Source organism: Bradyrhizobium sp. USDA 223, assembly GCF_044909005.1.
Taxonomy (GTDB): Bacteria; Pseudomonadota; Alphaproteobacteria; order Rhizobiales; family Xanthobacteraceae; genus Bradyrhizobium; species Bradyrhizobium yuanmingense.
Genome location: NZ_JBIYDR010000001.1, coordinates 4,945,737 through 4,968,555 on the forward strand (window position 1 = coordinate 4,945,737; position 22,819 = coordinate 4,968,555).

A 22,819-nucleotide genomic window follows, 5' to 3' on the forward strand; every position below is an offset into this window, starting at 1 on the left:
CTCGCCAGACCGCGCTTGAAGCCTTGCGCGAGGTCGTCATGCCCGGGCTTGTCCCGGGCATCCACGTTCTTGGGCCGCGGGGAAAGGCGTGGATGGCCGGGTCAAGCCCGGCCATGACGCCGTGGCGGCCTCCCCAGGATTATATCATTTTTTTGTATAAACTAGCGCCGATTGAGTTTGCCCTGCGCTCCCGTCTAGATTCGCCCGCGACGCCGACGGCCGGATATGCCGGCCCGATCTCTCAAACGGAGCCTTCCCATGCGGACCCATTCGATCGCAGCCATTCCCGCCGACGGCATCGGCCCCGAAGTCATTTCGGCCGGGTTGCGCGTGCTGGAGGCTCTTGCAAAACGCAGCGGCGACATCGCTTTCAACGTCAAGACGTTCGACTGGGGCTCGGATTATTACAAAAAGCACGGCGTGATGATGCCGGCGGAGGGTCTCAGCGAGCTGAAGACGTTCGACGCGATCTATTTCGGCGCGGTCGGCGCCCCCGACGTGCCCGACCACATCACGCTGTGGGGCCTGCGCCTGCCGATCTGCCAGGGTTTTGACCAATACGCCAATGTGCGGCCGACCAAGATCCTGCCGGGCGTCGCCTCGCCGCTGCGCAATGTCGGCGTCGGCGATCTCGACTGGGTGATCGTGCGCGAGAACTCGGAAGGCGAATATGCCGGCATGGGTGGCCGCGCCCACAAGGGCCTGCCGGAAGAGGTCGGCACCGAAGTCGCCGTCTTCACCCGCGTCGGCGTCACGCGGATCATGCGCTATGCGTTCCAGCTCGCGCAGTCGCGCCCGCGCAAGCTGCTGACCGTCGTGACCAAGTCGAACGCGCAGCGCCATGGCATGGTGATGTGGGACGAGATCGCGGCCGAGGTCGCCGGCGAATTCCCTGACGTGACCTGGGACAAGATGCTGGTCGACGCCATGACGGTGCGCATGACGCTGCATCCGAAGAGCCTCGACACCATCGTCGCAACCAATCTCCATGCCGACATCCTCTCCGATCTAGCCGGCGCGCTGGCGGGAAGCCTCGGCGTCGCGCCGACCGGAAACATCGATCCGCAGCGCCGCTTCCCCTCGATGTTCGAGCCGATCCACGGCTCGGCCTTCGACATCACCGGCAAGGGCATCGCCAACCCGGTCGCGACGTTCTGGACCGGCGCGCAGATGCTCGAGCATCTCGGCGAGAAGGATGCCGCCTTACGGCTGATGGCGGCCGTCGAGCGTGTCTGCGCCGCCGGCGTGCTGACGCCGGATGTCGGCGGCAAGGCAACGACGAAGGAAGTGACTGATGCCGTGGTCGATGCGATTCACGGATCGAATGTTTGATCACGGCTCTACGTCATGGCCGGGCTTGTCTCGGCCATCCACGATCTTTCGTGCCGTGCCAAGCACGTGGATGCCCGGGACAAGCCCGGGCATGACGCGTTTGCGGAACGACTGCTCACTCGACAAGCACTGCGTCCCTCGGCGACAAGAGGGCCTCTTATTTTCGTCCAGCCGTCGCCGGAGCTGGCGAAGGAACCGCCATCGCGGCGGCCGGCTCGGGCGGTGTCAGGTGGCGGGGGACGATGATGGTCTGGCCCGGCGTCAGCTGCGCGTTCTCGGGCAGCGAGTTGCTCTGCGCCAGCGTCCACAGCGGCACGCGGTTGGCTGCGGCGATGCTCTCCATGGTGTCGCCGCGGCGCACCGGCACCCGCACGCCACTGTCCCACAATTCGACCAGCGTGTCCGCCGGCACGAGATAGCGCAGCGGCACGGCATCGGCCTGCGTTTGCGGCGGAATACGCGGCAGCTGCGTCACCATCTCGACGATCTGACGATGGATATCGTCGGACTTCTCGATGTTGATGTGGGTGACGCGCGCGTTCCGCTTGAGGTCATAGCTGGCGTAATGGCCGCGAAAGCCGGGAACAGCCACGACGTCGCCGCCGCCGAGCACGCTGTCGGACAGGAAGATGTTGATGAAGCGCTCGACGTTGAGGGGAACATCGCCGGTCGCTTGCGCGGGATCGATGGCGATGACGAGGCTGATCGGGATGTTCTCCTTGGCCGCCATCTCGGAGATGACGATCGAGCACAGCCCGCCCATGGAATGGCCCATCAGCACGATCGGCGCCGGCGATTCCTTATAGCTGGAGATGGCGCGATCGCCGATCCACCGGCAGATGGTGAATTCGTAGACGTTAGCCGAGAAGCCCGCCTTCGTTAGCTTCTCTTCGAGCCGATCCATGCCGGTCGAGAAGATGGGACCCATGGCGCCGCGGAACAGGTAAATTTTTGGCGGCGGCAACGGCTCGAACGGCGGAGGCGGCGGCGGCGCGGCGGGGGCGGTCGCGTTGGTCTTGGACTTCGGCGGTGAGGCAGCGGCCGTGCCGCTGCTCAAGGCGAGCAGCACGATCGCTGCCAGCGCGAGGAGTCGCCTCGAATGAATCATCAGTCCAGCAGTCCCACCCTGGGAGGCAGCGGCCTCCCCTGCCGGGCTTAGTGACCACCGATTGGGTGGATTTTGGGGCACGGAACCGACCATCTCTCGTCCGGCGCCCTCTCCGGCTGCCGCGCCGCGGGACGGGGCTGCGACCGTCGGCCTCAGGCGGGCCTCTCCCGGGCTAAAGCGGCAGCAGCCGGTTGAGCAATTCGAGGAGGGTGCGTTGCTCCGCCTCGGTGAGCGGGGCCAGCATCTTCCGGTTATAGAGCCCCGTCAGGCTTGCCCCGTCCTGAATGAGCTTGGCGCCCTTCGGCGTAAGCATCAACTCGACCGCGCGGCGGTCGGATTTCGAGCGGTTACGCTTGATGAAGCCGGACGATTCCAGCTCGTTCAGGATCTTGATCAGGTTCGGCAGGCGCAGGCGGAGCAGGCTGGCAAGGCTGCTGGGGGGAACGCCCGGATTGTCGCGAATGACGACGAAGATCGCATAGGTCGCGGGCGTAAGGCCCAGAGCGGCGAACTCCTCGTAGAAGCCTTCGAAGAACTTCAGCTGCGCGAGCCGCAGCATGAAGCCGGGCGTGCGCTGCAGCGCGCGCAAGTCCAGTGACGTCTCCGACGGTTGAGCGGGCTTCGCTCCGGGTCTGACTGCTTTCGGGCTCATGATCCTGGATCCGGCGGCCACAAGTCGGCCGAATTGACACTCTCGAAAATAGCTATAAAATATAACTATTATAGAGCGGCACCAAGACCGCCCAGGGGAGGGACACAATGAACAGCAAATTCCTGCATAAACTATGCATGGTGGCCGCGGTGCTGACCGCCGCACCGGCCTTGGCCCAGGACGTCGTGAAGATCGGCATCCTGAACGATCAATCGGGGCCGTTCGCGAGCTATCAGGGCATCGGCTCGGTCGTCGCCGCCAAGATGGCCGTCGAGGACTATGGCGGAAAGGCCGCCGGCAAGCCGGTGGAAGTCGTTGCGGCGGACCATCAGAACAAAACGGACATCGGCATCGGTATCGCCCGGCGCTGGTACGAGAACGAGAGCGTCGATGCGATCTTCGACATTCCGAACTCGTCGATTGCGCTCGCCGTGGCCGGCATGAGCGCCGAGAAGAACAAGGTCTTCGTCGGCTCGGGCGCCGGCACGGTGCTGCTGACCGGGGAGAAGTGCACGCCAAACACCGTGCACTGGACCTACGACACCTATTCCTACGGGCGCGGCCTCGGCAAGGCCATCGTGCAGCAGGGCGGCAAGAAATGGTTCTTCATCACCGCGGATTACGCGTTCGGCCATGATCTGGAAAAGCAGGCCGCGGAAGCCGTGAAAGCGTCCGGCGGTGAGGTGCTCGGCAGCGTGCGGCATCCGTTGGGCACGGCTGATTACGCCTCATTCCTGCTCCAGGCCCAGGCGTCGGGCGCGAGCGTCATCGCATTCGCCAATGCAGGGGACGATACCATCACCTCGATGAAGCAGGCCGCCGAGTTCGGGCTGACGAAGGATCACAAGCTGGTCGGATTGATCCTCGGCATGAACGGTCTTCCCGCGCTTGGGCTCAAGTTTGCGCAGGGCGCGCAGATCATGAATCCGTTCTACTGGGATCTGACCGACGGCACGCGTGCTTTCGCGAAGCGCTTCGCCGAACGCATTCCCTCGAAGGCCTATCCGAACGACATGCAGGCCGGCGTCTATGCCTCGGTCATCCACTACCTCAAGGCAGTCGACAAGGCCGGCGGCGCCAAGGACGGCAAGGCCGTGGTCGCGACGATGAAGCAGATGCCGACCGACGATCCGGTGTTCGGCAAGGGCTACATCCGCAAGGACGGCCGCAAGATCCATCCGCTCTACCTGTTGCAGGTCAAGGCTCCCGAGGAATCGAATTCGTCCTGGGATCTGCTGAAGGTCGTTGCCACGATCAAGGGCGAGGACGCGTTCCGGTCCGAGAGTGACGGTCAGTGCCCGCTCGCAAAGCAATAGCGGTTCGGAGCTGACCATGAGCGGCATTGCATCCAGTCCGATCGATCCGTTCGCGCCCGGCTTTCTGACGGATCCCTATCCCGCCTATGAGGCGCTGCGCGCAATCGGGCCGGTGTTCGAAGTGGAGCGCTACGGCGTGTGGGCTATGGCCTGCAATGCCGAGGTCGAAGCGGCCCTGAAGGACTGGAAAACGTTCATCAGTGGCGAGGGCGTCGGGCTGAACGGGATGAACCCGGCGCTGCCAAAGCCGCTGACGCTGCAGATCGATCCGCCCGACCACGACAAGGGCCGCCGCGTGCTCGGCCGCACGCTGTCTCCGGGCGTCGCAAGGAAGCTGCGCGAGACGTTCCAGCGCGAAGCAGAGAGGAAGGTCTCGGAGCTGATCGACAAAGGCACGTTCGATGCCGTGACCGATCTTGCGGAAGCCTATCCGATGAAGGTGTTTCCGGACGCGATCGGCATCCGCCCCGATGGGCGCGAGAAGCTGCTCGCCTGGAGCACGTTCGTATTCAACAGCTTCGGCCCGGAGAACGAGATCCTCGCGGCGTCGCGGAAGGACGGTCTCGCGGCGCAGAGCTGGATCATGGAATGTTGTGCGCGCGATGCGCTACGGCCCGACAGCCTCGGCATGATGATCTACCAGGCGGCCGATGAGGGCGAGATCACCGAGCACGAGGCGACGCATCTGGTGCGGCCGTTCCTCACTGCCGGGATCGACACCACCGTCAACGGCATCGGCAATACCCTGCTCGCGCTCGCCACCCATCCGGACGAATATCGCAAGCTGCACGAGAAACCAGAGCTGGCACGCAACGCCTTCGAGGAAGGTCTGCGCTACGATTCACCGGTGCAGACGTTCTTTCGTACCACCTCGCGCGATGCCGAGATCGGCGGCGGCGTGATCCCGGCGCACCGTAAGGTGCTGCTGTTCATGGCCTCCGCCAATCGCGATCCCGCGCGCTGGGACAAGCCGGGCCGTTTCGACGTGGAGCGGGTTGCAACCGGCCATGTCGGCTTCGGCGCAGGCATCCACGCCTGCGTCGGCCAGATGATCGCGCGTCTGGAGGGCGAATTGATCTTCGGCGAGCTCGCAAGGCGCGTGAAGACGATCGAGTTCACGGCGGAGCCGAAGCGCAGGCTCAACAATTCCCTGCGCGGGCTGGAGAGCATGCCGGTTCGCGTGACGCCAGCTTAGGCGGCATCACGCGGCCGGATGCGCGACGGCTCAGTTCCGCGCCGGCGCCGTCGCCGCCGCAGCGCGCGCGGGCCGCGGTGCGCCGGGCTCGGCGACGGGAGCAGCCGGCGCGCGCGAGCGCATGATCGCGGCATTGATCTCGGCGATGACACGGCGCTGGATCGCCTCGTTCTTGTCGATCGAGACGTGGCCGACTCCGGTGCCGCGGACATCGACATTGTCGAGCTTGCCGCGGAACCCGGCCGCGGCCCGCACCGGCTCGCCGGGGCCGTCACCGATATAGATGTTGATGTAGCGTTCCGCGCCGGTCGAGAGCTTGGTCTTGAACACGGAGTCGAGGCCGATCGCGAGCTTCACGGGCACGCCGAGTTGGTTGAGCTTGGCGATCATGTCGGGCAGCGCGGTCGCACCGGAGGAATGGCCGACCAGGATGATGGTCTTGAGCCGACCGGCCTTGTAGGCAGCCGCCGCTTCATCGGCGAGCGAGGACCAGGACACGAAATTGGCGACGGTCACCGGGATGCCCTGCGCCTGGAGGCGGGCGCCGATCGTGTCGAGGCCGAGCGAGAAGATGTTGAGCACGCCGCGGAGCAGATAGACATGCGTGGTCGCCGCCGCGGCCTGGCTCGGCGCGGCCTTGGCGGTGGTCGGGCTGATGGCAACAGCTGACAGCAGGAGCAGGCCCATCGCCCAAACACGGAGGGCGGACAATTGGCTGGCGCCGGCGGTGTGACGGCCGTTCGGTCTCATCGATCTTTTCCCTGGAGACAATACGCTTCGCGATTGGCCGGAATCGTAGCCACGGCGCGCTCGCAGACGCAACAAAGAGGCGCGTGAGCGCCAATCTTAGCAGCAAGCCGTGACCATCGCGCAACACTTGCCCGGAACATGCCGCTAAAGCGCCTGTTTTGAGACCATTTTTCTCCGGGGAATTGCGGAGGGACAATGGCGTTCCTATTTCAGGGCTCCGCCGACCTGTCCTCCTGGATGGTCCGGCCCCTCCCCCAGCCTTTGCTCCTCAGCCTTGCGGCCATCATGTCTTCCATCATTTCCGTCGCCAATCTGTCGAAGACCTATGGGTCCGGCTTCAAGGCACTCAAGAACGTCAATCTCGACATCAAGCGCGGCGAGATTTTTGCGCTGCTCGGCCCCAACGGCGCCGGCAAGACCACGCTGATCTCGATCATCTGCGGCATCGCCAATCCGAGCGAGGGCCGCGTCCTGGTCGGCGGCGAGGACATCCAGGCCTCCTACCGCAAGGCGCGCTCGCTGATCGGCCTCGTGCCGCAGGAATTGCACACCGACGCCTTCGAGAGCGTGTGGGCGACCGTGAGCTTCTCCCGCGGCCTGTTCGGCAAGCCGAAGAACCCCGATCACATCGAGAAGGTGCTGAAGGCCCTCTCGCTGTGGGACAAGAAGGACAACAAGATCATCACGCTCTCGGGCGGCATGAAGCGCCGCGTGATGATCGCCAAGGCATTATCGCACGAGCCGCAGATCCTGTTCCTGGACGAGCCGACCGCCGGCGTCGACGTCGAGCTGCGCAAGGGCATGTGGGAGGTGGTGCGCGGGCTTCAGCAGTCCGGCGTCACCATCATCCTCACCACGCATTACATCGAGGAAGCCGAGGAGATGGCCGACCGCATCGGCGTCATCAACAAGGGCGAGATCGTGCTGGTCGAGGACAAGACCACCTTGATGCAGAAGCTCGGCAAGAAGCGGCTGACGCTGCACCTGCAGAGCAAGGTCTCGTCGTTGCCGGAAAGCCTCGCGCATTACGAGCTCGAGCTCTGCGACGGCGGCGCGACGCTGGTCTACGATTACGACACCCAGGGCGAGCGCACCGGCATCACCAGCCTGCTCGGCGACTTGCGCACCGCCGGCATCCGCTTCAACGACCTCGACACGACGCAATCGTCGCTCGAGGACATTTTCGTCGACCTCGTGAGGACGTCATGAACCACCGCGCCATCCGAGCCATCTACCTGTTCGAAATGGCGCGCACCTGGCGGACCCTGCTGCAAAGCATCGTCTCGCCGGTGGTCTCGACCTCGCTCTATTTCGTGGTGTTCGGCGCTGCGATCGGCTCGCGCATCAGCGAGGTCGAGGGCGTCAGCTACGGCACCTTCATCGTGCCGGGCCTGATCATGCTCTCGGTGCTGACGCAGAGCATCGCCAACGCCTCGTTCGGCATCTACTTCCCGAAATTCACCGGCACGATCTACGAGATCCTGTCGGCGCCGATCTCCTATTTCGAGATCGTGCTCGGCTATGTCGGTGCCGCCGCCACCAAGTCGATCATCCTCGGCCTGATCATCCTGGCGACCGCCGGGCTCTTCGTTCCATTGCATATCCAGCATCCGGTCTGGATGCTGGCCTTCCTGGTGCTGACGGCGGTGACGTTCAGCCTGTTCGGCTTCATTATCGGCATCTGGGCCGACGGGTTCGAGAAGCTGCAGATGATTCCGATGCTGGTGGTGACGCCGCTCACCTTCCTCGGCGGCAGCTTCTATTCCATCGACATGCTGCCGCCGACCTGGCGCACGGTCGCGCTGCTCAACCCGGTCGTCTATCTGATCTCGGGCTTCCGCTGGAGCTTTTACGAGATCGCGGACGTCAGCGTGTCCGTCAGCATCGGCATGACGCTGGCCTTCCTGGTGATCTGCCTGGTCGTGATCTGGTGGATTTTCCGAACCGGCTACCGGCTCAAGAACTGACCACGCTGCACTCGCGAAAATGTCAGCGCCTCCGGCCGGCGCGGCACAAAGCGGCCTTGCTTACGCCTGCCATCACGTTAACGATGGACAGGCTGGCCGCTGGAACCAACGCCGGGCTGCAGGCATAATGCACGCCGGGGGACGGAGAGCCGCGGCGCTAAGCGTGAACAGGCCGGAGGCCAGAAGTAAGATGCGTTCGTTTTTTATTGCTTTCACATCCCTGATGCTTTTGAGCGCGGGCACCGCGCAGGCCAAGGTCGAGATCACCGTCGACAAGGACAACCAGCAGATGACCGTCGCCGTCGACGGGGTCGCGCGCTACCGCTGGCCGGTGTCGACCGGCCTCCCCTCGCGCGAGACGCCGAACGGCGCCTTCCGGGCCTTCCGCATGGAAGAGGATCACTACTCCAAGGAATTCGACGACGCGCCGATGCCGCACGCGATCTTCTTCACCAAGGTCGGGCACGCCATCCACGGCACCGACTCGGTCGGCCGGCTCGGCTGGCCGGCATCCCATGGCTGCGTGCGCCTGTCGCGTCAGAATGCCTCGACGCTCTATGCGCTGGTACAGCAGCAGGGCGTGCTCAACACCACGGTGACGCTGACCGGCTCGGCACAGGTGGCGCTGGCGCGCAATCCGCGCGGCCGCAACAACACTGCGGTGGCCCGCGCCCCGCAGCCGGCCGAAGACCAATACGCGACCACCGGCGCCCCCGTGGACCTGACCCCGCCGGCGCAGCCCGCGCGGCGCTACATGCCGCAGGACGACAATTACATCTACCCGGCCGACGGCAGCGACACCGGCGCGCGCTATCCGGCGCCGCGCTCGGCCACCCGCCCGCTCTACGACGCGCAGGTCTATCAGCAGCAGCCGCGGCCCTCTTACGACCAGGGCTACGGCCAGCAGGGCTATTACTATCAGCCGCAGCCGCGGCAGGTTTATCAGCCGCGCGGCTACTACTATCAGAACTGACGCGACGACCATCAATCGCCTTGAACCGTCGAGGCACCATGCCATCACGTGCCACGACAATCCCGGTGCTGCTCTCGCTGCTCACTGCCGGACAAGCCATGGGATCTGATTTGGCCTTCGACCTCGAGGCGCATCGCGGCGGGCGGGCGCTGCTGCCGGAAAACACCCTGCCCGCCTTCGCCCATTCGCTGACGATGGGCGTGGACACGCTGGAGCTCGACGTCGGCGTCACCGCCGACGGCGAAGTGATCGTCGCGCATGAGCGCGGGCTCAATCCCGATCTCGCACGGCGGCCCGATGGCGCCTACATCGCTCCGCCCGGCACGCCGTTCGTGAAATTGCGGCTCGACGAGATCAGGACCTATGACGTCGGCCAGATTCGGCCGGACAGTGCCTATGCGAAACAATTTCCGGACCAGCGTGCCGTCCCTGGGACTCGCATTCCCACCTTGCGCGAGCTGTTCGCGCTGGTGCGCAAGTCCGGCAACAGGCAAGTGCGCTTCAACATCGAGACCAAGATCGATCCGAACCGTCCCGATGAAACGCTTGATCCGCAAGAATTCGTCGCGAAGCTGTTCGGGGTGATCGAGACCGAGGGAGTCTCCGATCGCGTCATGATCCAGTCGTTCGACTGGCGAACCTTGCGTCGCGTCCAGCAGCAGGCGCCGAACATCCCGACCGCGTACCTGACGATCCAGCGCGGCCTGGCTCCGACGGTAGCGCTCGACAAGGCGACAAACTGGACGGCGGGGTTCAACCCGGCCGATCACGCCGGCTCGCTGCCGCGCACGATCAAGGCTGCGGGCGGCGCGATCTGGTCGCCCTATTTCGGCGACGTGACCGCTCCTCTGGTTTCGGAGGCCCACGCGCTCGGACTGCGCGTCGTGGTCTGGACGGTGAACAAGCGCGAGGACATGACGCGCATGATCGAGCTCGGCGTCGACGGCATCATCTCGGACAGGCCGGATCTATTACGAGAGGTGGCCGGCGCTAAGGGAATTGCGCTGCCGGTGGGGACGCCCGTGGCGCCTTAGGCCGCGCTCGTGTCCCCTACTCCCCATTCTTCCAACGCCGATACAGCGCGCCCAGGATGTTCGAATAGTCATCGGTCCAGACTCGCACCCTGTCGTCGGCTTCGGTCTGTTCCCATTGCTTGGAGGACGCGAGCCTGCCGATGTCGGCCTCCTCGCGCGCGGAGATGACGACGTCGGTGGAGAAGATGTAGTCACCATCGCGCCCGGAATCCTCGTTGAAGACCCAGCTCTTGAGATCATTGGCGTCCGCGATACCGACGACGACGGTTTCGAGATCCAGATGCCGGTTCGAGACGTGCATCACCACGGCACCGTGCGGCGCGAGCTTGTCCTTGTAGATCTTCATCGCCTCTTCGGTCGCAAGATGGATCGGGATCGCGTCGGACGAATAGGCGTCCACGATGACGAGATCATAGGCGCCGTCGGGCTCCTTGGCGAAGGTGAGGCGCGCATCGCCGATGACAGGCTTCATGTCCGGCATGCAGCTCGAGATGTAGCGGAAATTCCTGGGATCACGCGCCGCATCGACCATGGACTGGTCGATCTCGAAAAAGGTCCAGTCCTCCCCCCGCTCGGCGGCGCAGGCGAGCGTGCCGGAGCCGACGCCGATCGCGGCGACCTTCAGCGGCGCGCCCTTACGCTCGCGGATCGCGCTGACCGCCTGACCGATGCCGCCGTCCTTGTGATAATAGGTGATCGGCTCGGGCCGGCCGGTCACAGGCGTGCCGTCATTGTTGCGGAAGCGCTCGGCGCCATGAATGGTGGTGCCGTGCATCAGCACGTGGAAATAACCGCCGGGCGTCACGACGATCTTGTGCACGCCGAAGAAGCTGCGCACGGTCGTGACGCGGCCCTCGTCCGCGGGATAAACGCGGATCAACGCCAGCGCCAGCGCGACGGTGGCAAAGATCTTCCAGCGTCCGGCATTGAGGATCAGCGCGAGCAGCGCGGCGAGCACGCCGACGGCGCCGGCGACCCAGACGCGATGATCCTCGAACCAAGTCAGGAGGCCGCCGGTCGTGTATGACGGCGCGATGAGCGCCACCGCGATCGCGGCGAGCGCCAGCCAGTACCATTTGACGATTGCGGCCAGCCGCTCATTCGCGGACGGACGGCACAGCGCGGCAAGCGCGATCAGAATCGGATATTCGGCGATCCACGAGAAGGTGAAGGGCGCAACCAGCCCCGCGAACAAGCCACCGACCATGCCGCCCAATGACAGCGCGACATAGAATCCGGTGAGATATTTTGCGGCCGGCCGCGTCCGCGCCAGCTCGCCGTGGCAGGCCATGGCGATGACGAAGTAGCAGAGTTGATGTCCGCCGAGCGTCAGCAGCAGGTTCTGCTCGCCGCCGAAAGCCAGCAGGACGACGACGCCGGCGATCGCGACCGGCTGGAGCATCAGCATCCATTTGTGCGGCAGCAGCGGCCGCGACTGGAACACGACGACCCAGGTCAAGAGGTAAAGCGACAGCGGCAGCACCCACAAAAGCGGCGCCGCCGCGACGTCGGTCGAGATGTGCGCGGTGACGGCGATGAGCAGACCCGAGGGCACTGCGGCGAGGAAGATCCAGCGCAGCCGCGTCAAGAGGCCGGGCGCGGGTGCATTCACGTCCTCGGCCCGCGTGTCGGTCAGCGCCAGCTTCGGCGAACGCAACATCAGCACGCCGCAGGCGCCGATGAGGAGTATCAGCAGGCCATAGCCACCGGTCCAGAACCGGTTCTGCATCTGAAGCGTGAACATCGGCTCCAGCAGGAACGGATAGGACAACAGCGCAAGGAAGCTGCCGATATTGGAGGAGGCGTAGAGGAAATAGGGATCATGCCCGGCCGGGTGGCCGGTGCGGACAAACCAGGCCTGCAGCAGCGGATTGTTCGCGGCGAGCGCGAAGAACGGCAGCCCGATCGAGACCGCGAACAGGGCGAGCAGCCAGACCGCGTAGCCCGAAGCCGGCGGCTCGCCATAGGCGGAGGCGATGCCGAGCGGCAGCGTGGCGAAGGCGGCGAACAGCAGCACCAGATGTACCGCGACGGGGACGATCCGGTTCCGCGCCTGCATCAGCAGATGCGCATAGGCATAGCCGGCCAGCAGCAGCGACTGGAAGAACACCATGGCCACCGACCACACCGCCGGCGAGCCGCCGAGCCGCGGCAGCACCATCTTGGTGAACAGCGGCTGCACCGAGAACAGCAGGAGCGCGCTGACGAAGATCGCAGCGGTGTAGATCGTCAGCAGCAGCCGGTTGCGCGACGACGACGGCTGCTCCGTGGCGGCGGGTTGCACGATCGAATCCATGAATGCTCCGGCTCAAACCCCGGCGGGCGCCGGATCGCGCGCAATGGAGCACAAGGCGCCTGGACGGGCAATAAAGTGTGGCGTGATGTTGCAGCAAGGAATGCCTGATATAGAGATGTCGTTCCGGTACGATGCGCAGCATCGAACCCGGAACCTCGAGATTCTCCGGTGCGGAGCCCGCACCATAGTTCGGCTCTGCCGAGTAGCGCCGGAATGACGCCAAGGAAGTCATGACCGATACCGACGTCATCATCATCGGCGCGGGCCACAACGGCCTCACCTGCGCGACCTATCTGGCGATGGCGGGCCTGCGCGTGCGCGTGGTCGAACGGCGCAAGGTGGTCGGCGGTGCCGCGGTGACGGAGGAGTTTCACCCCGGCTTTCGCAATTCTGTCGCCGCCTACACCGTCAGCCTGCTCAATCCGCAGGTGATCCGTGACCTCAAGCTCGCTGAGCAGGGCCTGCGCATCGTCGAGCGGCGTGCGCAGAATTTTCTGCCCGCGCCGGACGGCAGCTATCTCCTCACCGGCGAGGGGCGAACGAAAGCCTCGGTGGCGCGGCTCAGCGCGCATGATGCGGAAGCGCTCGACGGCTTCGCGCGCGAGCTGGAAGACATTGCCGACGTGCTCAGGCGGTTCGTGCTGCGCGCGCCGCCGAACCTGCTCGACGGTTTTGGCACCAACGCGATCCGCGAGGCCGTGAACGCTTTGCAGAGCGCCAACATTCTCCGCGGCCTGACGCTGGAACAGAGCCGCAGCCTGCTCGATCTGTTCACGCGTTCGGCCGGCGAGATGCTGGACGAACGTTTCGAGCACGATCTGGTCAAGGCGCTGTTCGGCTTCGACGCCATCGTCGGCAACTATGCCAGCCCCTACGCCGCCGGCTCGGCCTATGTGATGCTGCATCACGCGTTCGGGGAGGTGAACGGCAAGAAGGGCGTGTGGGGCCACGCCATCGGCGGCATGGGCGCGATCACGCAGGCGATGGCGCGCGCGGCGCGCGACCGCGGCGTCGCGATCGACACGGATGCCGGTGTGCGTGAGATCATCGTCGAGCGCGACCGCGCCGTCGGAATCGTGCTGGAGAACGGCTCTGCGATCCGCGCGAAATATGTGGCGGCCAACGTCAATCCAAAGCTGCTCTACACGCGCTTGATCGCGGCCGATGCTCTGCCTGCGGACTTCCTCGCCCGCATCCGGCATTGGAAGAATGGCTCCGGCACCTTCCGGATGAATGTGGCGCTGGACCGCCTGCCCTCCTTCACGGCGCTCTCAGGCGAGGGCGATCACCTCACCTCCGGCATCATCCTGGCGCCGAGTCTGGGCTATATGGACCGTGCCTGGCTCGACGCGCGCGCCCAGGGCTGGAGCCGCGAGCCCGTGGTGGAGATGCTGATCCCCTCGACGCTCGACGACACGCTGGCCCCGCCCGGCAAGCATGTCGCGAGCCTGTTCTGTCAGCATGTCGCCCCAGGGCTTCCCGATGGAAGGTCCTGGGACGACCATCGCGAAGAGGTCGCCGATCTCATGATCGCGACGGTGGACAAATATGCCCCGGGTTTTGCGGCGAGCGTGCTCGGCCGCCAGATCCTGTCTCCGCTCGACCTCGAGCGGCAATTCGGGCTGCTCGGCGGCGACATCTTCCACGGCGCGCTGACATTGAACCAGCTGTTCTCGGCGCGGCCGATGCTGGGCCACGCCGATTATCGCGGGCCGCTGAGAGGCCTCTACCATTGCGGATCCGGCGCCCATCCAGGCGGCGGCGTCACCGGCGCGCCCGGCCATAACGCCGCGCAGGCGATCCTGCGGGATCACCGCGCCCTGTTCGGGAGCCGTGGATAGGACTGTGGATTGGTTGTGGGCAGGCTGTCGAAAGGCCTGTGAGCGGCCAGAGGAGGCCTGGGCGATACGGCCAGGAGCGATCCTGGGGAAAGCCGGTGGGAAATCGGCGGGGCGATCAGGGGAAAAGTGGTGGATAAAGTCCGGACAAGCAGGCGGATAAGCTGTGAAGTCGGGCGGCAAAAACGACCTCGCCCGCCAGGGGGAATCCCCAGCGGGCGGTGATCAGGAACAGCCTTAAGAAAGTAGCCCCCGCTGGGAAATGGCGGCGGAAATTACTTCAAGGAGGTGCTAATCGAAGTGAACTTCTCGTTCATGGTGGTGCCCAGGCCGTTCACCACGGTAATGATCGCCAGGGCGATACCCGCGGCGATCAGGCCGTATTCGATCGCGGTTGCACCGGACTCATCCGACCAGAACTTCTGAATCATGCGCTTCAAGACTCGCCTCCGTTTCAATTCCAAGCTGCGTGGACTTGCTTGTACATCCGAAAATATACGGGCACACACTGCAGGCGCGTTAATGTGGGAACCTCAACTTGTCCGAAAACTGGGCACCAAAAGTTCCAAAAATTGAACTCAACGGAACCCTGAATGCAGCCTTCCCCGACCCATCGCGCCAGCTTTTCGATCGGCAGCGAAGCCGACGCCAAGCGCGTCGTCGACGTGCTCACCGAGGTCTTTTTCGACGGCGATGCGGCGGTCGCCGCGTTCGAGCGGCCTGACGGACGCTGGGACGTCACGTTGCATTTCGCCGCAGCGCCCGATCAGGCATGGCTGCGCGAACTCGTTGCAACTTCAGCAGGAAATGAGATCGCGGCGACGCTCGTCTTCGATACTGTCGAAGCCAAGGACTGGGTCAAGGCCAGCCTTGAAGATCTCGTCCCGGTGCCGGCCGGCCGCTTCGTCGTGCACGGCAGCCACGATCGCGACCGTGTGGCGCCGAACAAGCTCGCCATCGAGATCGAGGCGGCGCTCGCGTTCGGCACGGGTCACCATGGCACGACGCGCGGCTGTTTACTTCTGCTTGACCATGTCCTGAAGAGCTCCCGCCCGAGGAGCCTGCTCGATCTCGGCACAGGCACGGGCGTGCTGGCGATCGCGGCGGCGAAGGCGCTGCATCGCGCGGTGCTGGCTTCCGACATCGATCCGCCATCGGTCCGGGTGGCCGCCGAGAACGCCACGCTGAACGAAGTTGGCAACCATGTGCGGGTGATCCGCGCGACCGGCTTTGCCGCGCCGGATTTTGCGCGTGCAGGCCCGTTCGACCTGGTGCTCGCCAATATCCTTGCCAATCCGTTGCGGCAATTGGCGAGCCCGATGACGCAGCACCTTGCGCCTGGCGCCCGCGTCATCCTCTCCGGCCTCTTGACGCACCAGGCGCCCGCCGTGATCGCCGCCTACCGCGCCCGCGGCCTCGTGCCGGTGAAGCATCTGCGCATCGAGGGGTGGAGCAGTCTGCTGCTGAGGAAGGTGGGATGAACTAACTGCGTCGCGACGGCGGTGCGCTCCCTTGCCGCGCTACTCGGCCGGCTTCTCGTCGCGGCGTGACGCGCGCTTGCCCCGCAAGGCGCGTTTGGCGCGGCGCTCGGCGAAACGGTCGATCATCTGGCTGATGAGGCCGCGCGGCTTCTTCGGTACTGCCGCTGTCGGAGCGCGGCGCGCCGGCGGCGAAATCTTCTCAAAGGTGAACGCTGGCATCGTGTGTCCCCTCGCCGTTGAGATGAACCACCCGCTCGAATTTCCCTGTTATCCGGACGAAGCGCAACTGCCACATCCTTTACTCCACTCAATTCGAATGGAACTATTTCAAGCACAGTCCATGCCAGATGCGACGCAAATGCGTCTACATTGCGGACTGATCTCCATGATCCTAAAGTGATCCACCATGTTCGAAGCGCACTTCCAGACATTCGAGGAGCCGGAGGCCGGCGTCGCCTTGGCGGCACGACTGGCCGCACTTCGCGAAGAACTTGCCCGTCGCAAGTTGACCGGCTTCGTCGTGCCACGTGCCGACCAGCAGCAGAACGAATATGTGCCGCCATCGGAAGAGCGGCTCGCCTGGCTGACCGGCTTTACCGGCTCGGCGGGACTGGCCGTGGTTCTGCCGCAGGAGGCTGCGCTGTTCGTCGACGGCCGCTACACGCTGCAGGCGGCCAAGCAGGTCGATGCCAAGGCATGGGTAGTGGAATCGCTGATCGATCCGCCGCCGGAGAGCTGGGTGGCGGCGCATCTGAAAGCCGGCGACCGCCTCGGATTTGATCCGTGGCTGCACACTTTTTCGGCAGCCGAACGATTGTCCGCCGCCTGCGCCAAGGCCGGGGCCGAGTTGGTCGCGATCGACAGCAATCCGATCGACGCGATCTGGCAGGACCGGCCGCAGCCGCCGCTCGCTCCCGTCGCGGTGCACAGCCTTCAGCACGCCGGTATCACTGAAGCGGAGAAGCTGACCCAGATCAGGGCCGAGATCGCCAAGCTCGGCACCGATGCCTTGGTGCTGTCGGACAGCCACGCAGTGGCCTGGACCTTCAACATCCGCGGCGCCGACGTCGCCCATACGCCGCTGCCCCTGTCCTACGCGCTGGTGCCGAAGGACGGCCGTCCCACGATCTTCATCGACCACCGCAAGCTCTCCAACCTCACACGCGACCATCTCGAGCAGTCCGCCGACGTGCGCGAACCGGACGCCATGGCGCCGACGCTGATGGCGCTGGCCAAGAGCGGTGCGGCCATTGCGCTCGACAATGCCACAGCGGCCGACGCACTCAGCCGCCTGATCAGCGGGGCCGGCGGCAAGCCGGTGCGCGGCAGCGATCCTGTTGCACTGCTGAAGGCGGTCAAGAACGCGACCGAGATCAAGGGCACCAAGACGGCTCACGTGCGCGACGCCGTGGCGCTGGCGCGCTTCCTCGCATGGATCGATCGCGAGGCGCCAAGCGGCAAGCTCACCGAGATCGACGCGGTCGAAGCGCTGGAGACCTTCCGCCGCGACACCGGCGCGCTCAGGGACGTCTCGTTCCCGACCATCTCCGGCACCGGCCCGAACGGCGCCATCGTGCATTACCGCGTCACCCGCAAGAGCAACCGGCGGATCGCGCCCGGCGATCTCCTGCTGATCGATTCCGGCGCGCAATATGAAGACGGCACCACCGACGTCACGCGCACCATGGCGGTAGGCGAGCCGACGGATGAGATGCGCGACCGCTTCACCCGCGTGCTGCGCGGCCACATCGCGATCGCGCGCGCCGTCTTTCCGGACGGCACCACGGGCGCGCAACTCGACACGCTGGCGCGGCAACATCTCTGGGCCGTCGGGCTCGATTTCGAGCACGGCACCGGCCACGGCGTCGGCAGCTATCTCTCGGTGCACGAAGGACCGGCACGGATTTCGAAGCTCGGCACCACGCCGCTGAAGCGCGGCATGATCCTGTCGAACGAGCCCGGCTATTACAAGACCGATGGCTTCGGCATCCGCATCGAGAATCTCGAGCTGGTCGTCGCCGCCGACATCAAGGGTGCCGAGAAGCCGATGAACGCGTTCGAGACGCTGACCTTGGCACCGATCGACCGCCGCCTGATCGATGCCGCGATGCTGAGCCGCGACGAACTCGATTGGCTGAACGCGTATCATTCGCGCGTCCGCGCCGAGGTGCGGCCCGCGCTGGACGAGGCGACGAAGACCTGGCTCGATCAGGCCACGGCGGAGCTGAAGCTCTAATTCCGTCATAAGACTGCCTGCGTAGGGTGGGCAAAGCATCCGCTGCCGCTCGAAGAGCGGAGGCGGATGCGTGCCCACCATCCATCTCCGCGTGACGGCAGCAATGGTGGGCACGCCGCGCAAAGAGCGCGTCTTTGCCCACCCTACAGGCCCAGCGCCTTGACGCGTCGCGCATAGCCGTATGCCGAAATGAGCGTATTCGCTCGCAACGCGATGCGGCTAGTGTCCGGCGATGCACGGCATCATCAGCAAGCCGCCCGAAGCGGCCGGCAACCTCGCGACCTCGCGTCTGGTGTTGCTGCTGCTGGTGGTGATGACCGGGGTCGCACCGATCTCGCTCTACATCCTGGTTCCGGCGCTGCCGGTGCTGGCGACGGATTTCGGCAGCGACATCTCGATCGCGCAGATGACGGTGTCGCTCTACATGGTCGGCATCGCGCTGTCGCAGCTGATCATGGGCCCGCTGTCGGACCGGTTCGGGCGGCGCCCGGTGCTGCTCGGAGGTCTTGCACTGATGGTGGCGGCCAGCGTCGCCTGCATTTTCGCCGAGACCCTGCCGCAGCTGATTGCCGCACGTTTCTTCCAGGCGCTCGGCGGCGCATCCGGCATGGTGATCAGCCGGGCCATCATCCGCGACATCTACGAGCGCGACCGCGTCGCCTCGATGATCAGCCTCGTGGTCGCGGCGCTGATGATCGGGCAGATGGTCTCGCCGCTCACCGGCGGCCTGATCGAGACCGCGTTCGGCTGGCGCGCGATCTTCTACGCCATCACCATCGCCGCCATCGTCGTTGCCGTCGGGATCGCCTTGGCGCTGCCTGAGACCCGCCGCAGCCGCGCCGCCGGCAGCGGCTTCCGCGGCGATATCGGCATGCTCATCCGCAACCGCGCCTTCGTCGGCTATGTGATGTGCCAGGTGCTGGCGTCCCAGATCATTTTCACCTTCGCCGGCGGCGGACCCTACATCGTGGTGACGCAGATGGGCCGCAGCAGCGCCGAATACGGCGCCTGGTTCGCGACGACGGGCTTTGCGTTTCTGGTCGGCAACCTGCTCTGCGTGCGCTTTGCGCCGCGCCACTCACTGGAGAAGCTGATCTGGTTCGGGCTCGCCCTGCAGCTCTGCGGCAGCCTTGCGAACCTAATCTGGAGCTTCGTCGGCTGGAACGAGGCGCCCGCCTGGCTGTTCGGCACCCATATGATCGTGATGGCCGGCAATGCCTTCGTGATGGCGAATTCCGCCGCCGGCGCCATCAGCATCCGTCCCGAAGCGGCCGGCACCGCCTCGGGCGCGATGGGTTTCCTGCAGCAAGGCATTGGCGCGCTGATGTCGCAGTTCGGCGCCTATCTCGGCGGCCACTCCGCATCGACGCTGCCGCTGACCTCAGCGGTCCTCGCGATCTCGACCCTTTGCGCCTGCGTGATGATGTTCGTCGTGCCCCGCCGCGAGGAGGTAGCGAGCGCGGCGCTGATCGGGCAGGCCGAGGAGGACGAGACGGGGATGATGTGAGGGGCGCCGAGTAGAGTCCCTCTGCGGAACGATTCTGGATTGCTTCCGCCTTCGCCGAGGCTTCGGCGGACAAGTCGCTACGCTCGCAATGACGACGCGGAGAGAGCAGTGCCAAAAATGAGAGGCGGGGCTGGGCCCCGCCTCTCTCAATTCAAGTCTGTGTTTCGGCTTACGCCTGACTCGCGATCGCCTTGCCTAGCGCGGCCTGCGCCGCTGCAAGCCGCGCGATCGGCACGCGGTAGGGCGAGCAGGAGACGTAGTCGAGACCGATATGGTGACAGAAGGCGACGGAGGCAGGATCGCCGCCATGCTCGCCGCAGATGCCGACCTTGAGCGACGCGCGGGTCTTGCGGCCGCGGGCGACGCCGATCTTGACCAGCTCGCCGACGCCTTCCTGATCGAGCGAGATGAAGGGATCGACCGTGAGGATGCCCTTCGCCACATAGGGACCGAGGAAGCTCGCCGCGTCGTCGCGGCTGATGCCGTAGGTCGTCTGCGTCAGGTCGTTGGTGCCGAACGAGAAGAACTCGGCCGACTGCGCGATCTCGCCCGCGAGCAGGCAGGCGCGCGGCAGCTCGATCATGGTGCCGACCTGATAGGCCAGCTTGGTGTTGGTCTCGCGCATCACGGCCTGCGCGGTGGCATCGATCCGTGCCTTGACCAGGTCGAGCTCGGCCTTGGTCGCGATCAGCGGCACCATCACCTCGAGGCCGACGGCCTTGCCGGTGCGCTTCTGCGCCTCGACCGCCGCCTCGAAGATCGCGCGGGCCTGCATCTCGGCGATCTCGGGATAGGCGATGGCGATGCGGCAGCCGCGGAAGCCGAGCATCGGGTTGAACTCCGAGAGCTCGCGGGCGCGATCGGCGAGGCGCCGTGGGTCGGTGTTCATGGCGCGCGCCACTTCCTCGACCTCGGCATGGGTGTGCGGCAGGAATTCATGAAGGGGAGGATCCAGAAGCCGGATCGTGACGGGCAGGCCCTTCATGATCTCGAACAGCTCGACGAAGTCGGCGCGCTGCATCGGCAGCAGTTTTGCCAGCGCGGCGCGGCGCGACTGCTCGTCCTCGGAGAGGATCATCTCGCGCACCGTGCGGATGCGCGTCTCCTCGAAGAACATATGCTCGGTGCGGCAGAGGCCGATGCCTTCCGCGCCGAACTTGATCGCCGTGCGCGCGTCGTCCGGCGTGTCGCCGTTGACGCGGACGCCGATCTTGCGGACCTGGTCGGCCCAGTTCATCAGCGTGCCGAACTCGCCGGACAGCTCCGGCTCGATCATCGGCATGCGGCCGGCGAGCACCTGGCCGAGCGAGCCGTCGATGGTGATGACGTCACCGGTCTTGAAGGTGCGCGAGCCGATGCTCATGGTGCCGCGGCCGTAATCGACGCGGATGGTGCCGCAGCCGGAGACGCAGGGCTTGCCCATGCCGCGCGCGACCACCGCCGCGTGCGAGGTCATGCCGCCGCGCGTGGTCAGGATGCCTTCGGCGGCGTGCATGCCGTGGATGTCTTCCGGGCTGGTCTCGATGCGGACCAAAATCACCTTGCGTCCGTCGCCCTGAAGCTTGGCCGCCTCGTCCGAGGAGAACACGATCTCGCCCGAGGCCGCGCCCGGCGATGCCGGCAGGCCGGTCGCGATCACGTCGCGCTTGGCGTTGGGATCGATGGTCGGATGCAGGAGCTGGTCGAGCGAGGCCGGATCGATCCGCGTCACCGCTTCCTTCTTCGAGATCAGGCCCTCATTGGCGAGCTCGACCGCGATGCGCAGCGCCGCCTTGGCAGTGCGCTTGCCGCCGCGGGTCTGGAGCATCCAGAGCTTACCCTGCTCGACGGTGAACTCCATGTCCTGCATGTCGCGGTAGTGCTTCTCGAGCAGCGTGTAGATCCGCGTCAGCTCCTTGAAGGCTTCCGGCATCGCCGCTTCCATCGACGCCTTGTCGGAGCCCGACTCCTTGCGCGCCTCCTCGGTGATGTCCTGCGGCGTGCGGATGCCCGCGACCACGTCCTCGCCCTGCGCGTTGATCAGGAACTCGCCGTAGAGCTTGCTCTCGCCGGTCGAGGGGTTGCGGGTGAAGGCAACGCCCGTGGCCGAGGTCTCGCCCATGTTGCCGAACACCATGGCCTGCACGTTGACCGCGGTGCCCCAGGATTCCGGAATGTCGTGCAGCTTGCGGTAGGTCACCGCGCGCGCGTTCATCCAGGATGAGAACACCGCGCCGATCGCGCCCCAGAGTTGGTCGTGCGGATCCTGCGGGAATTCCTTGCCGGTCTCGCGTGCGACCGCGTCCTTGTACTTGCCGACCAGTTCGACCCAATCCTCGGCCGACAGATCGGTGTCGAGCGTGTAGCCCTGACTGTCCTTGAAGGTGTCGAGGATCTCCTCGAAATGATGATGCTCGAAGCCGAGCACCACGTCGGAATACATCGTGATGAAGCGGCGATAGCTGTCATAGGCGAAACGGCGGTCGCCCGACAGCTCGGCCAGCGCTTCCACGGTCTGGTCGTTGAGGCCGAGATTGAGCACGGTGTCCATCATGCCCGGCATCGAGGCGCGCGCGCCGGAGCGCACCGAGACGAGCAGCGGGTTCCTGGTGTCGCCGAACACCTTGCCGGTCAACTTGCCGACATAGTCGAGCGCCTTCTCAACCTGCGGCTTCAGTTCCTTCGGGTAGGTCTTGTCGTGCTCGTAGAAATAGGTGCAGACCGAGGTCGGGATGGTGAAGCCCGGAGGCACCGGCAGGCCGAGATTGGCCATCTCGGCGAGGTTGGCGCCCTTGCCGCCGAGCAGGTCGCGCATTTCCGTCCGGCCCTCGGCCTTGCCGTCACCGAACGTGTAGACCCATTTGCCGGCCTTGGCCGCTGCCGGCGCCGCCTTGGCAGGCACAACCTTCTTCGGCGCAGGCTTCGCGGCAACCTTCGGCGAAGCCGCCTTGGTCATTGCCTTTGCCACCGGCTTTGCAGTGGGTTTGGCGACCGGCTTCGGCGCGCTCTTGGCCAGCGCCTTGCGGGCCGCCGGCGCGGCCTTCGCCTTGGCGGAGGGCTTTGATTTCGCTGCAGTTTTAGAAGGCTTCGAGGCGGCTTTGGCCATAGCTTGCACACAACCTGCGAGAGGAATGGGAAATCGCGGGCCTTACACC

The 22,819-nt window shown here is 65.4% G+C and carries 18 protein-coding genes; 11 read left to right on the forward strand and 7 right to left on the reverse strand.

Annotated features, from left to right (window positions below; all coding sequences use genetic code 11):
* Window positions 1-258 precede the first annotated feature (258 nt).
* Entirely contained in the window at window positions 259-1,332 is a 1,074-nt protein-coding gene (locus ABIA40_RS23040) for a tartrate dehydrogenase (protein WP_271540736.1), read from the forward strand.
* A gap of 157 nt (window positions 1,333-1,489) precedes the next feature.
* On the opposite strand, the gene ABIA40_RS23045 is transcribed toward ABIA40_RS23040, so the two are convergent.
* Complete coding sequence (locus ABIA40_RS23045; protein WP_271540737.1) at window positions 1,490-2,440, reverse strand: LysM peptidoglycan-binding domain-containing protein; 951 nt, start codon at window positions 2,438-2,440, stop codon at window positions 1,490-1,492.
* Between the two features lie 172 nt (window positions 2,441-2,612).
* Complete coding sequence (locus ABIA40_RS23050) at window positions 2,613-3,092, reverse strand: MarR family winged helix-turn-helix transcriptional regulator (RefSeq protein ID WP_036024920.1); 480 nt, start codon at window positions 3,090-3,092, stop codon at window positions 2,613-2,615.
* Between the two features lie 107 nt (window positions 3,093-3,199).
* Between ABIA40_RS23050 and ABIA40_RS23055 the strand changes: the two genes are divergently transcribed.
* Together ABIA40_RS23055 and ABIA40_RS23060 are read left to right on the forward strand one after the other, a co-directional pair.
* Window positions 3,200-4,408, forward strand: coding sequence for an ABC transporter substrate-binding protein (locus tag ABIA40_RS23055; protein WP_271540738.1), 1,209 nt, complete (start codon window positions 3,200-3,202; stop codon window positions 4,406-4,408).
* A gap of 16 nt (window positions 4,409-4,424) precedes the next feature.
* Window positions 4,425-5,603 carry a cytochrome P450 gene (locus ABIA40_RS23060; protein WP_271540739.1) on the forward strand — a complete coding sequence of 393 codons (1,179 nt, stop codon included), beginning with the start codon at window positions 4,425-4,427 and terminating at the stop codon, window positions 5,601-5,603.
* A 30-nt stretch (window positions 5,604-5,633) separates the two neighbouring features.
* Here ABIA40_RS23060 and ABIA40_RS23065 read toward each other — a convergent pair whose 3' ends face one another.
* On the reverse strand, window positions 5,634-6,353 hold the full coding sequence (locus ABIA40_RS23065; protein ID WP_275508419.1) for a hypothetical protein: 720 nt from the start codon (window positions 6,351-6,353) through the stop codon (window positions 5,634-5,636).
* Window positions 6,354-6,638: 285 nt separating this feature from the next.
* On the opposite strand from ABIA40_RS23065, the gene ABIA40_RS23070 reads away from it, so the two are divergent.
* From ABIA40_RS23070 to ABIA40_RS23085, 4 genes are all read left to right on the forward strand, one after another.
* Entirely contained in the window at window positions 6,639-7,562 is a 924-nt protein-coding gene (locus tag ABIA40_RS23070; protein WP_157284757.1) for an ABC transporter ATP-binding protein, read from the forward strand.
* Window positions 7,559-8,320, forward strand: a complete 762-nt coding sequence (locus ABIA40_RS23075) for an ABC transporter permease (RefSeq protein ID WP_036006407.1) — start codon at window positions 7,559-7,561, stop codon at window positions 8,318-8,320. The genes ABIA40_RS23070 and ABIA40_RS23075 overlap by 4 nt, the downstream gene beginning before the upstream one ends.
* Before the next feature lie 190 nt (window positions 8,321-8,510).
* Window positions 8,511-9,293 carry a L,D-transpeptidase gene (locus ABIA40_RS23080; RefSeq protein ID WP_404543344.1) on the forward strand — a complete coding sequence of 261 codons (783 nt, stop codon included), beginning with the start codon at window positions 8,511-8,513 and terminating at the stop codon, window positions 9,291-9,293.
* Window positions 9,294-9,331: 38 nt separating this feature from the next.
* A complete protein-coding gene (locus tag ABIA40_RS23085) occupies window positions 9,332-10,327 on the forward strand; it encodes a glycerophosphodiester phosphodiesterase (RefSeq protein WP_271540485.1) in 996 nt (331 codons plus the stop codon).
* A gap of 16 nt (window positions 10,328-10,343) precedes the next feature.
* Here ABIA40_RS23085 and ABIA40_RS23090 read toward each other — a convergent pair whose 3' ends face one another.
* Entirely contained in the window at window positions 10,344-12,623 is a 2,280-nt protein-coding gene (locus ABIA40_RS23090) for a fused MFS/spermidine synthase (protein ID WP_404543346.1), read from the reverse strand.
* Window positions 12,624-12,853: 230 nt separating this feature from the next.
* Here ABIA40_RS23090 and ABIA40_RS23095 point away from each other — a divergent pair, with 230 nt between their 5' ends.
* On the forward strand, window positions 12,854-14,464 hold the full coding sequence (locus ABIA40_RS23095) for a phytoene desaturase family protein (RefSeq protein WP_404543347.1): 1,611 nt from the start codon (window positions 12,854-12,856) through the stop codon (window positions 14,462-14,464).
* 272 nt (window positions 14,465-14,736) lie between these two features.
* Here ABIA40_RS23095 and ABIA40_RS23100 read toward each other — a convergent pair whose 3' ends face one another.
* Window positions 14,737-14,892: a Flp family type IVb pilin gene (locus ABIA40_RS23100; RefSeq protein WP_085968950.1), complete on the reverse strand. Its 156-nt coding sequence runs from the start codon at window positions 14,890-14,892 to the stop codon at window positions 14,737-14,739.
* 162 nt (window positions 14,893-15,054) lie between these two features.
* Between ABIA40_RS23100 and ABIA40_RS23105 the strand changes: the two genes are divergently transcribed.
* Complete coding sequence (locus ABIA40_RS23105; protein WP_157284762.1) at window positions 15,055-15,942, forward strand: 50S ribosomal protein L11 methyltransferase; 888 nt, start codon at window positions 15,055-15,057, stop codon at window positions 15,940-15,942.
* Between the two features lie 39 nt (window positions 15,943-15,981).
* On the opposite strand, the gene ABIA40_RS23110 is transcribed toward ABIA40_RS23105, so the two are convergent.
* Window positions 15,982-16,161 carry a hypothetical protein gene (locus tag ABIA40_RS23110; protein WP_271540478.1) on the reverse strand — a complete coding sequence of 60 codons (180 nt, stop codon included), beginning with the start codon at window positions 16,159-16,161 and terminating at the stop codon, window positions 15,982-15,984.
* A 187-nt stretch (window positions 16,162-16,348) separates the two neighbouring features.
* Here ABIA40_RS23110 and ABIA40_RS23115 point away from each other — a divergent pair, with 187 nt between their 5' ends.
* Both ABIA40_RS23115 and ABIA40_RS23120 read left to right on the forward strand, forming a co-directional pair.
* A complete protein-coding gene (locus tag ABIA40_RS23115) occupies window positions 16,349-18,178 on the forward strand; it encodes an aminopeptidase P family protein (protein WP_404543348.1) in 1,830 nt (609 codons plus the stop codon).
* 232 nt (window positions 18,179-18,410) lie between these two features.
* On the forward strand, window positions 18,411-19,685 hold the full coding sequence (locus tag ABIA40_RS23120) for a multidrug effflux MFS transporter (RefSeq protein WP_404543350.1): 1,275 nt from the start codon (window positions 18,411-18,413) through the stop codon (window positions 19,683-19,685).
* 169 nt (window positions 19,686-19,854) lie between these two features.
* Here the strand turns inward: ABIA40_RS23120 and ppdK are convergent, their stop codons facing one another.
* Window positions 19,855-22,770 (reverse strand): pyruvate, phosphate dikinase, encoded by a 2,916-nt coding sequence (gene ppdK / locus ABIA40_RS23125; protein ID WP_404543351.1) that lies wholly within the window; start codon window positions 22,768-22,770, stop codon window positions 19,855-19,857.
* Between the last annotated feature and the right edge of the window lie 49 nt (window positions 22,771-22,819).

Bases quoted from the DNA above. Each gene is read 5' to 3' on its own strand.
- ABIA40_RS23040 (WP_271540736.1), top strand. From the start codon at position 259: ATGCGGACCCATTCGATCGCAGCCATTCCCGCCGACGGCATCGGCCCC.
- ABIA40_RS23045 (WP_271540737.1), bottom strand. From the start codon at position 2,440: ATGATTCATTCGAGGCGACTCCTCGCGCTGGCAGCGATCGTGCTGCTC.
- ABIA40_RS23050 (WP_036024920.1), bottom strand. From the start codon at position 3,092: ATGAGCCCGAAAGCAGTCAGACCCGGAGCGAAGCCCGCTCAACCGTCG.
- ABIA40_RS23055 (WP_271540738.1), top strand. From the start codon at position 3,200: ATGAACAGCAAATTCCTGCATAAACTATGCATGGTGGCCGCGGTGCTG.
- ABIA40_RS23060 (WP_271540739.1), top strand. From the start codon at position 4,425: ATGAGCGGCATTGCATCCAGTCCGATCGATCCGTTCGCGCCCGGCTTT.
- ABIA40_RS23065 (WP_275508419.1), bottom strand. From the start codon at position 6,353: ATGAGACCGAACGGCCGTCACACCGCCGGCGCCAGCCAATTGTCCGCC.
- ABIA40_RS23070 (WP_157284757.1), top strand. From the start codon at position 6,639: ATGTCTTCCATCATTTCCGTCGCCAATCTGTCGAAGACCTATGGGTCC.
- ABIA40_RS23075 (WP_036006407.1), top strand. From the start codon at position 7,559: ATGAACCACCGCGCCATCCGAGCCATCTACCTGTTCGAAATGGCGCGC.
- ABIA40_RS23080 (WP_404543344.1), top strand. From the start codon at position 8,511: ATGCGTTCGTTTTTTATTGCTTTCACATCCCTGATGCTTTTGAGCGCG.
- ABIA40_RS23085 (WP_271540485.1), top strand. From the start codon at position 9,332: ATGCCATCACGTGCCACGACAATCCCGGTGCTGCTCTCGCTGCTCACT.
- ABIA40_RS23090 (WP_404543346.1), bottom strand. From the start codon at position 12,623: ATGGATTCGATCGTGCAACCCGCCGCCACGGAGCAGCCGTCGTCGTCG.
- ABIA40_RS23095 (WP_404543347.1), top strand. From the start codon at position 12,854: ATGACCGATACCGACGTCATCATCATCGGCGCGGGCCACAACGGCCTC.
- ABIA40_RS23100 (WP_085968950.1), bottom strand. From the start codon at position 14,892: ATGATTCAGAAGTTCTGGTCGGATGAGTCCGGTGCAACCGCGATCGAA.
- ABIA40_RS23105 (WP_157284762.1), top strand. From the start codon at position 15,055: ATGCAGCCTTCCCCGACCCATCGCGCCAGCTTTTCGATCGGCAGCGAA.
- ABIA40_RS23110 (WP_271540478.1), bottom strand. From the start codon at position 16,161: ATGCCAGCGTTCACCTTTGAGAAGATTTCGCCGCCGGCGCGCCGCGCT.
- ABIA40_RS23115 (WP_404543348.1), top strand. From the start codon at position 16,349: ATGTTCGAAGCGCACTTCCAGACATTCGAGGAGCCGGAGGCCGGCGTC.
- ABIA40_RS23120 (WP_404543350.1), top strand. From the start codon at position 18,411: ATGCACGGCATCATCAGCAAGCCGCCCGAAGCGGCCGGCAACCTCGCG.
- ppdK (WP_404543351.1), bottom strand. From the start codon at position 22,770: ATGGCCAAAGCCGCCTCGAAGCCTTCTAAAACTGCAGCGAAATCAAAG.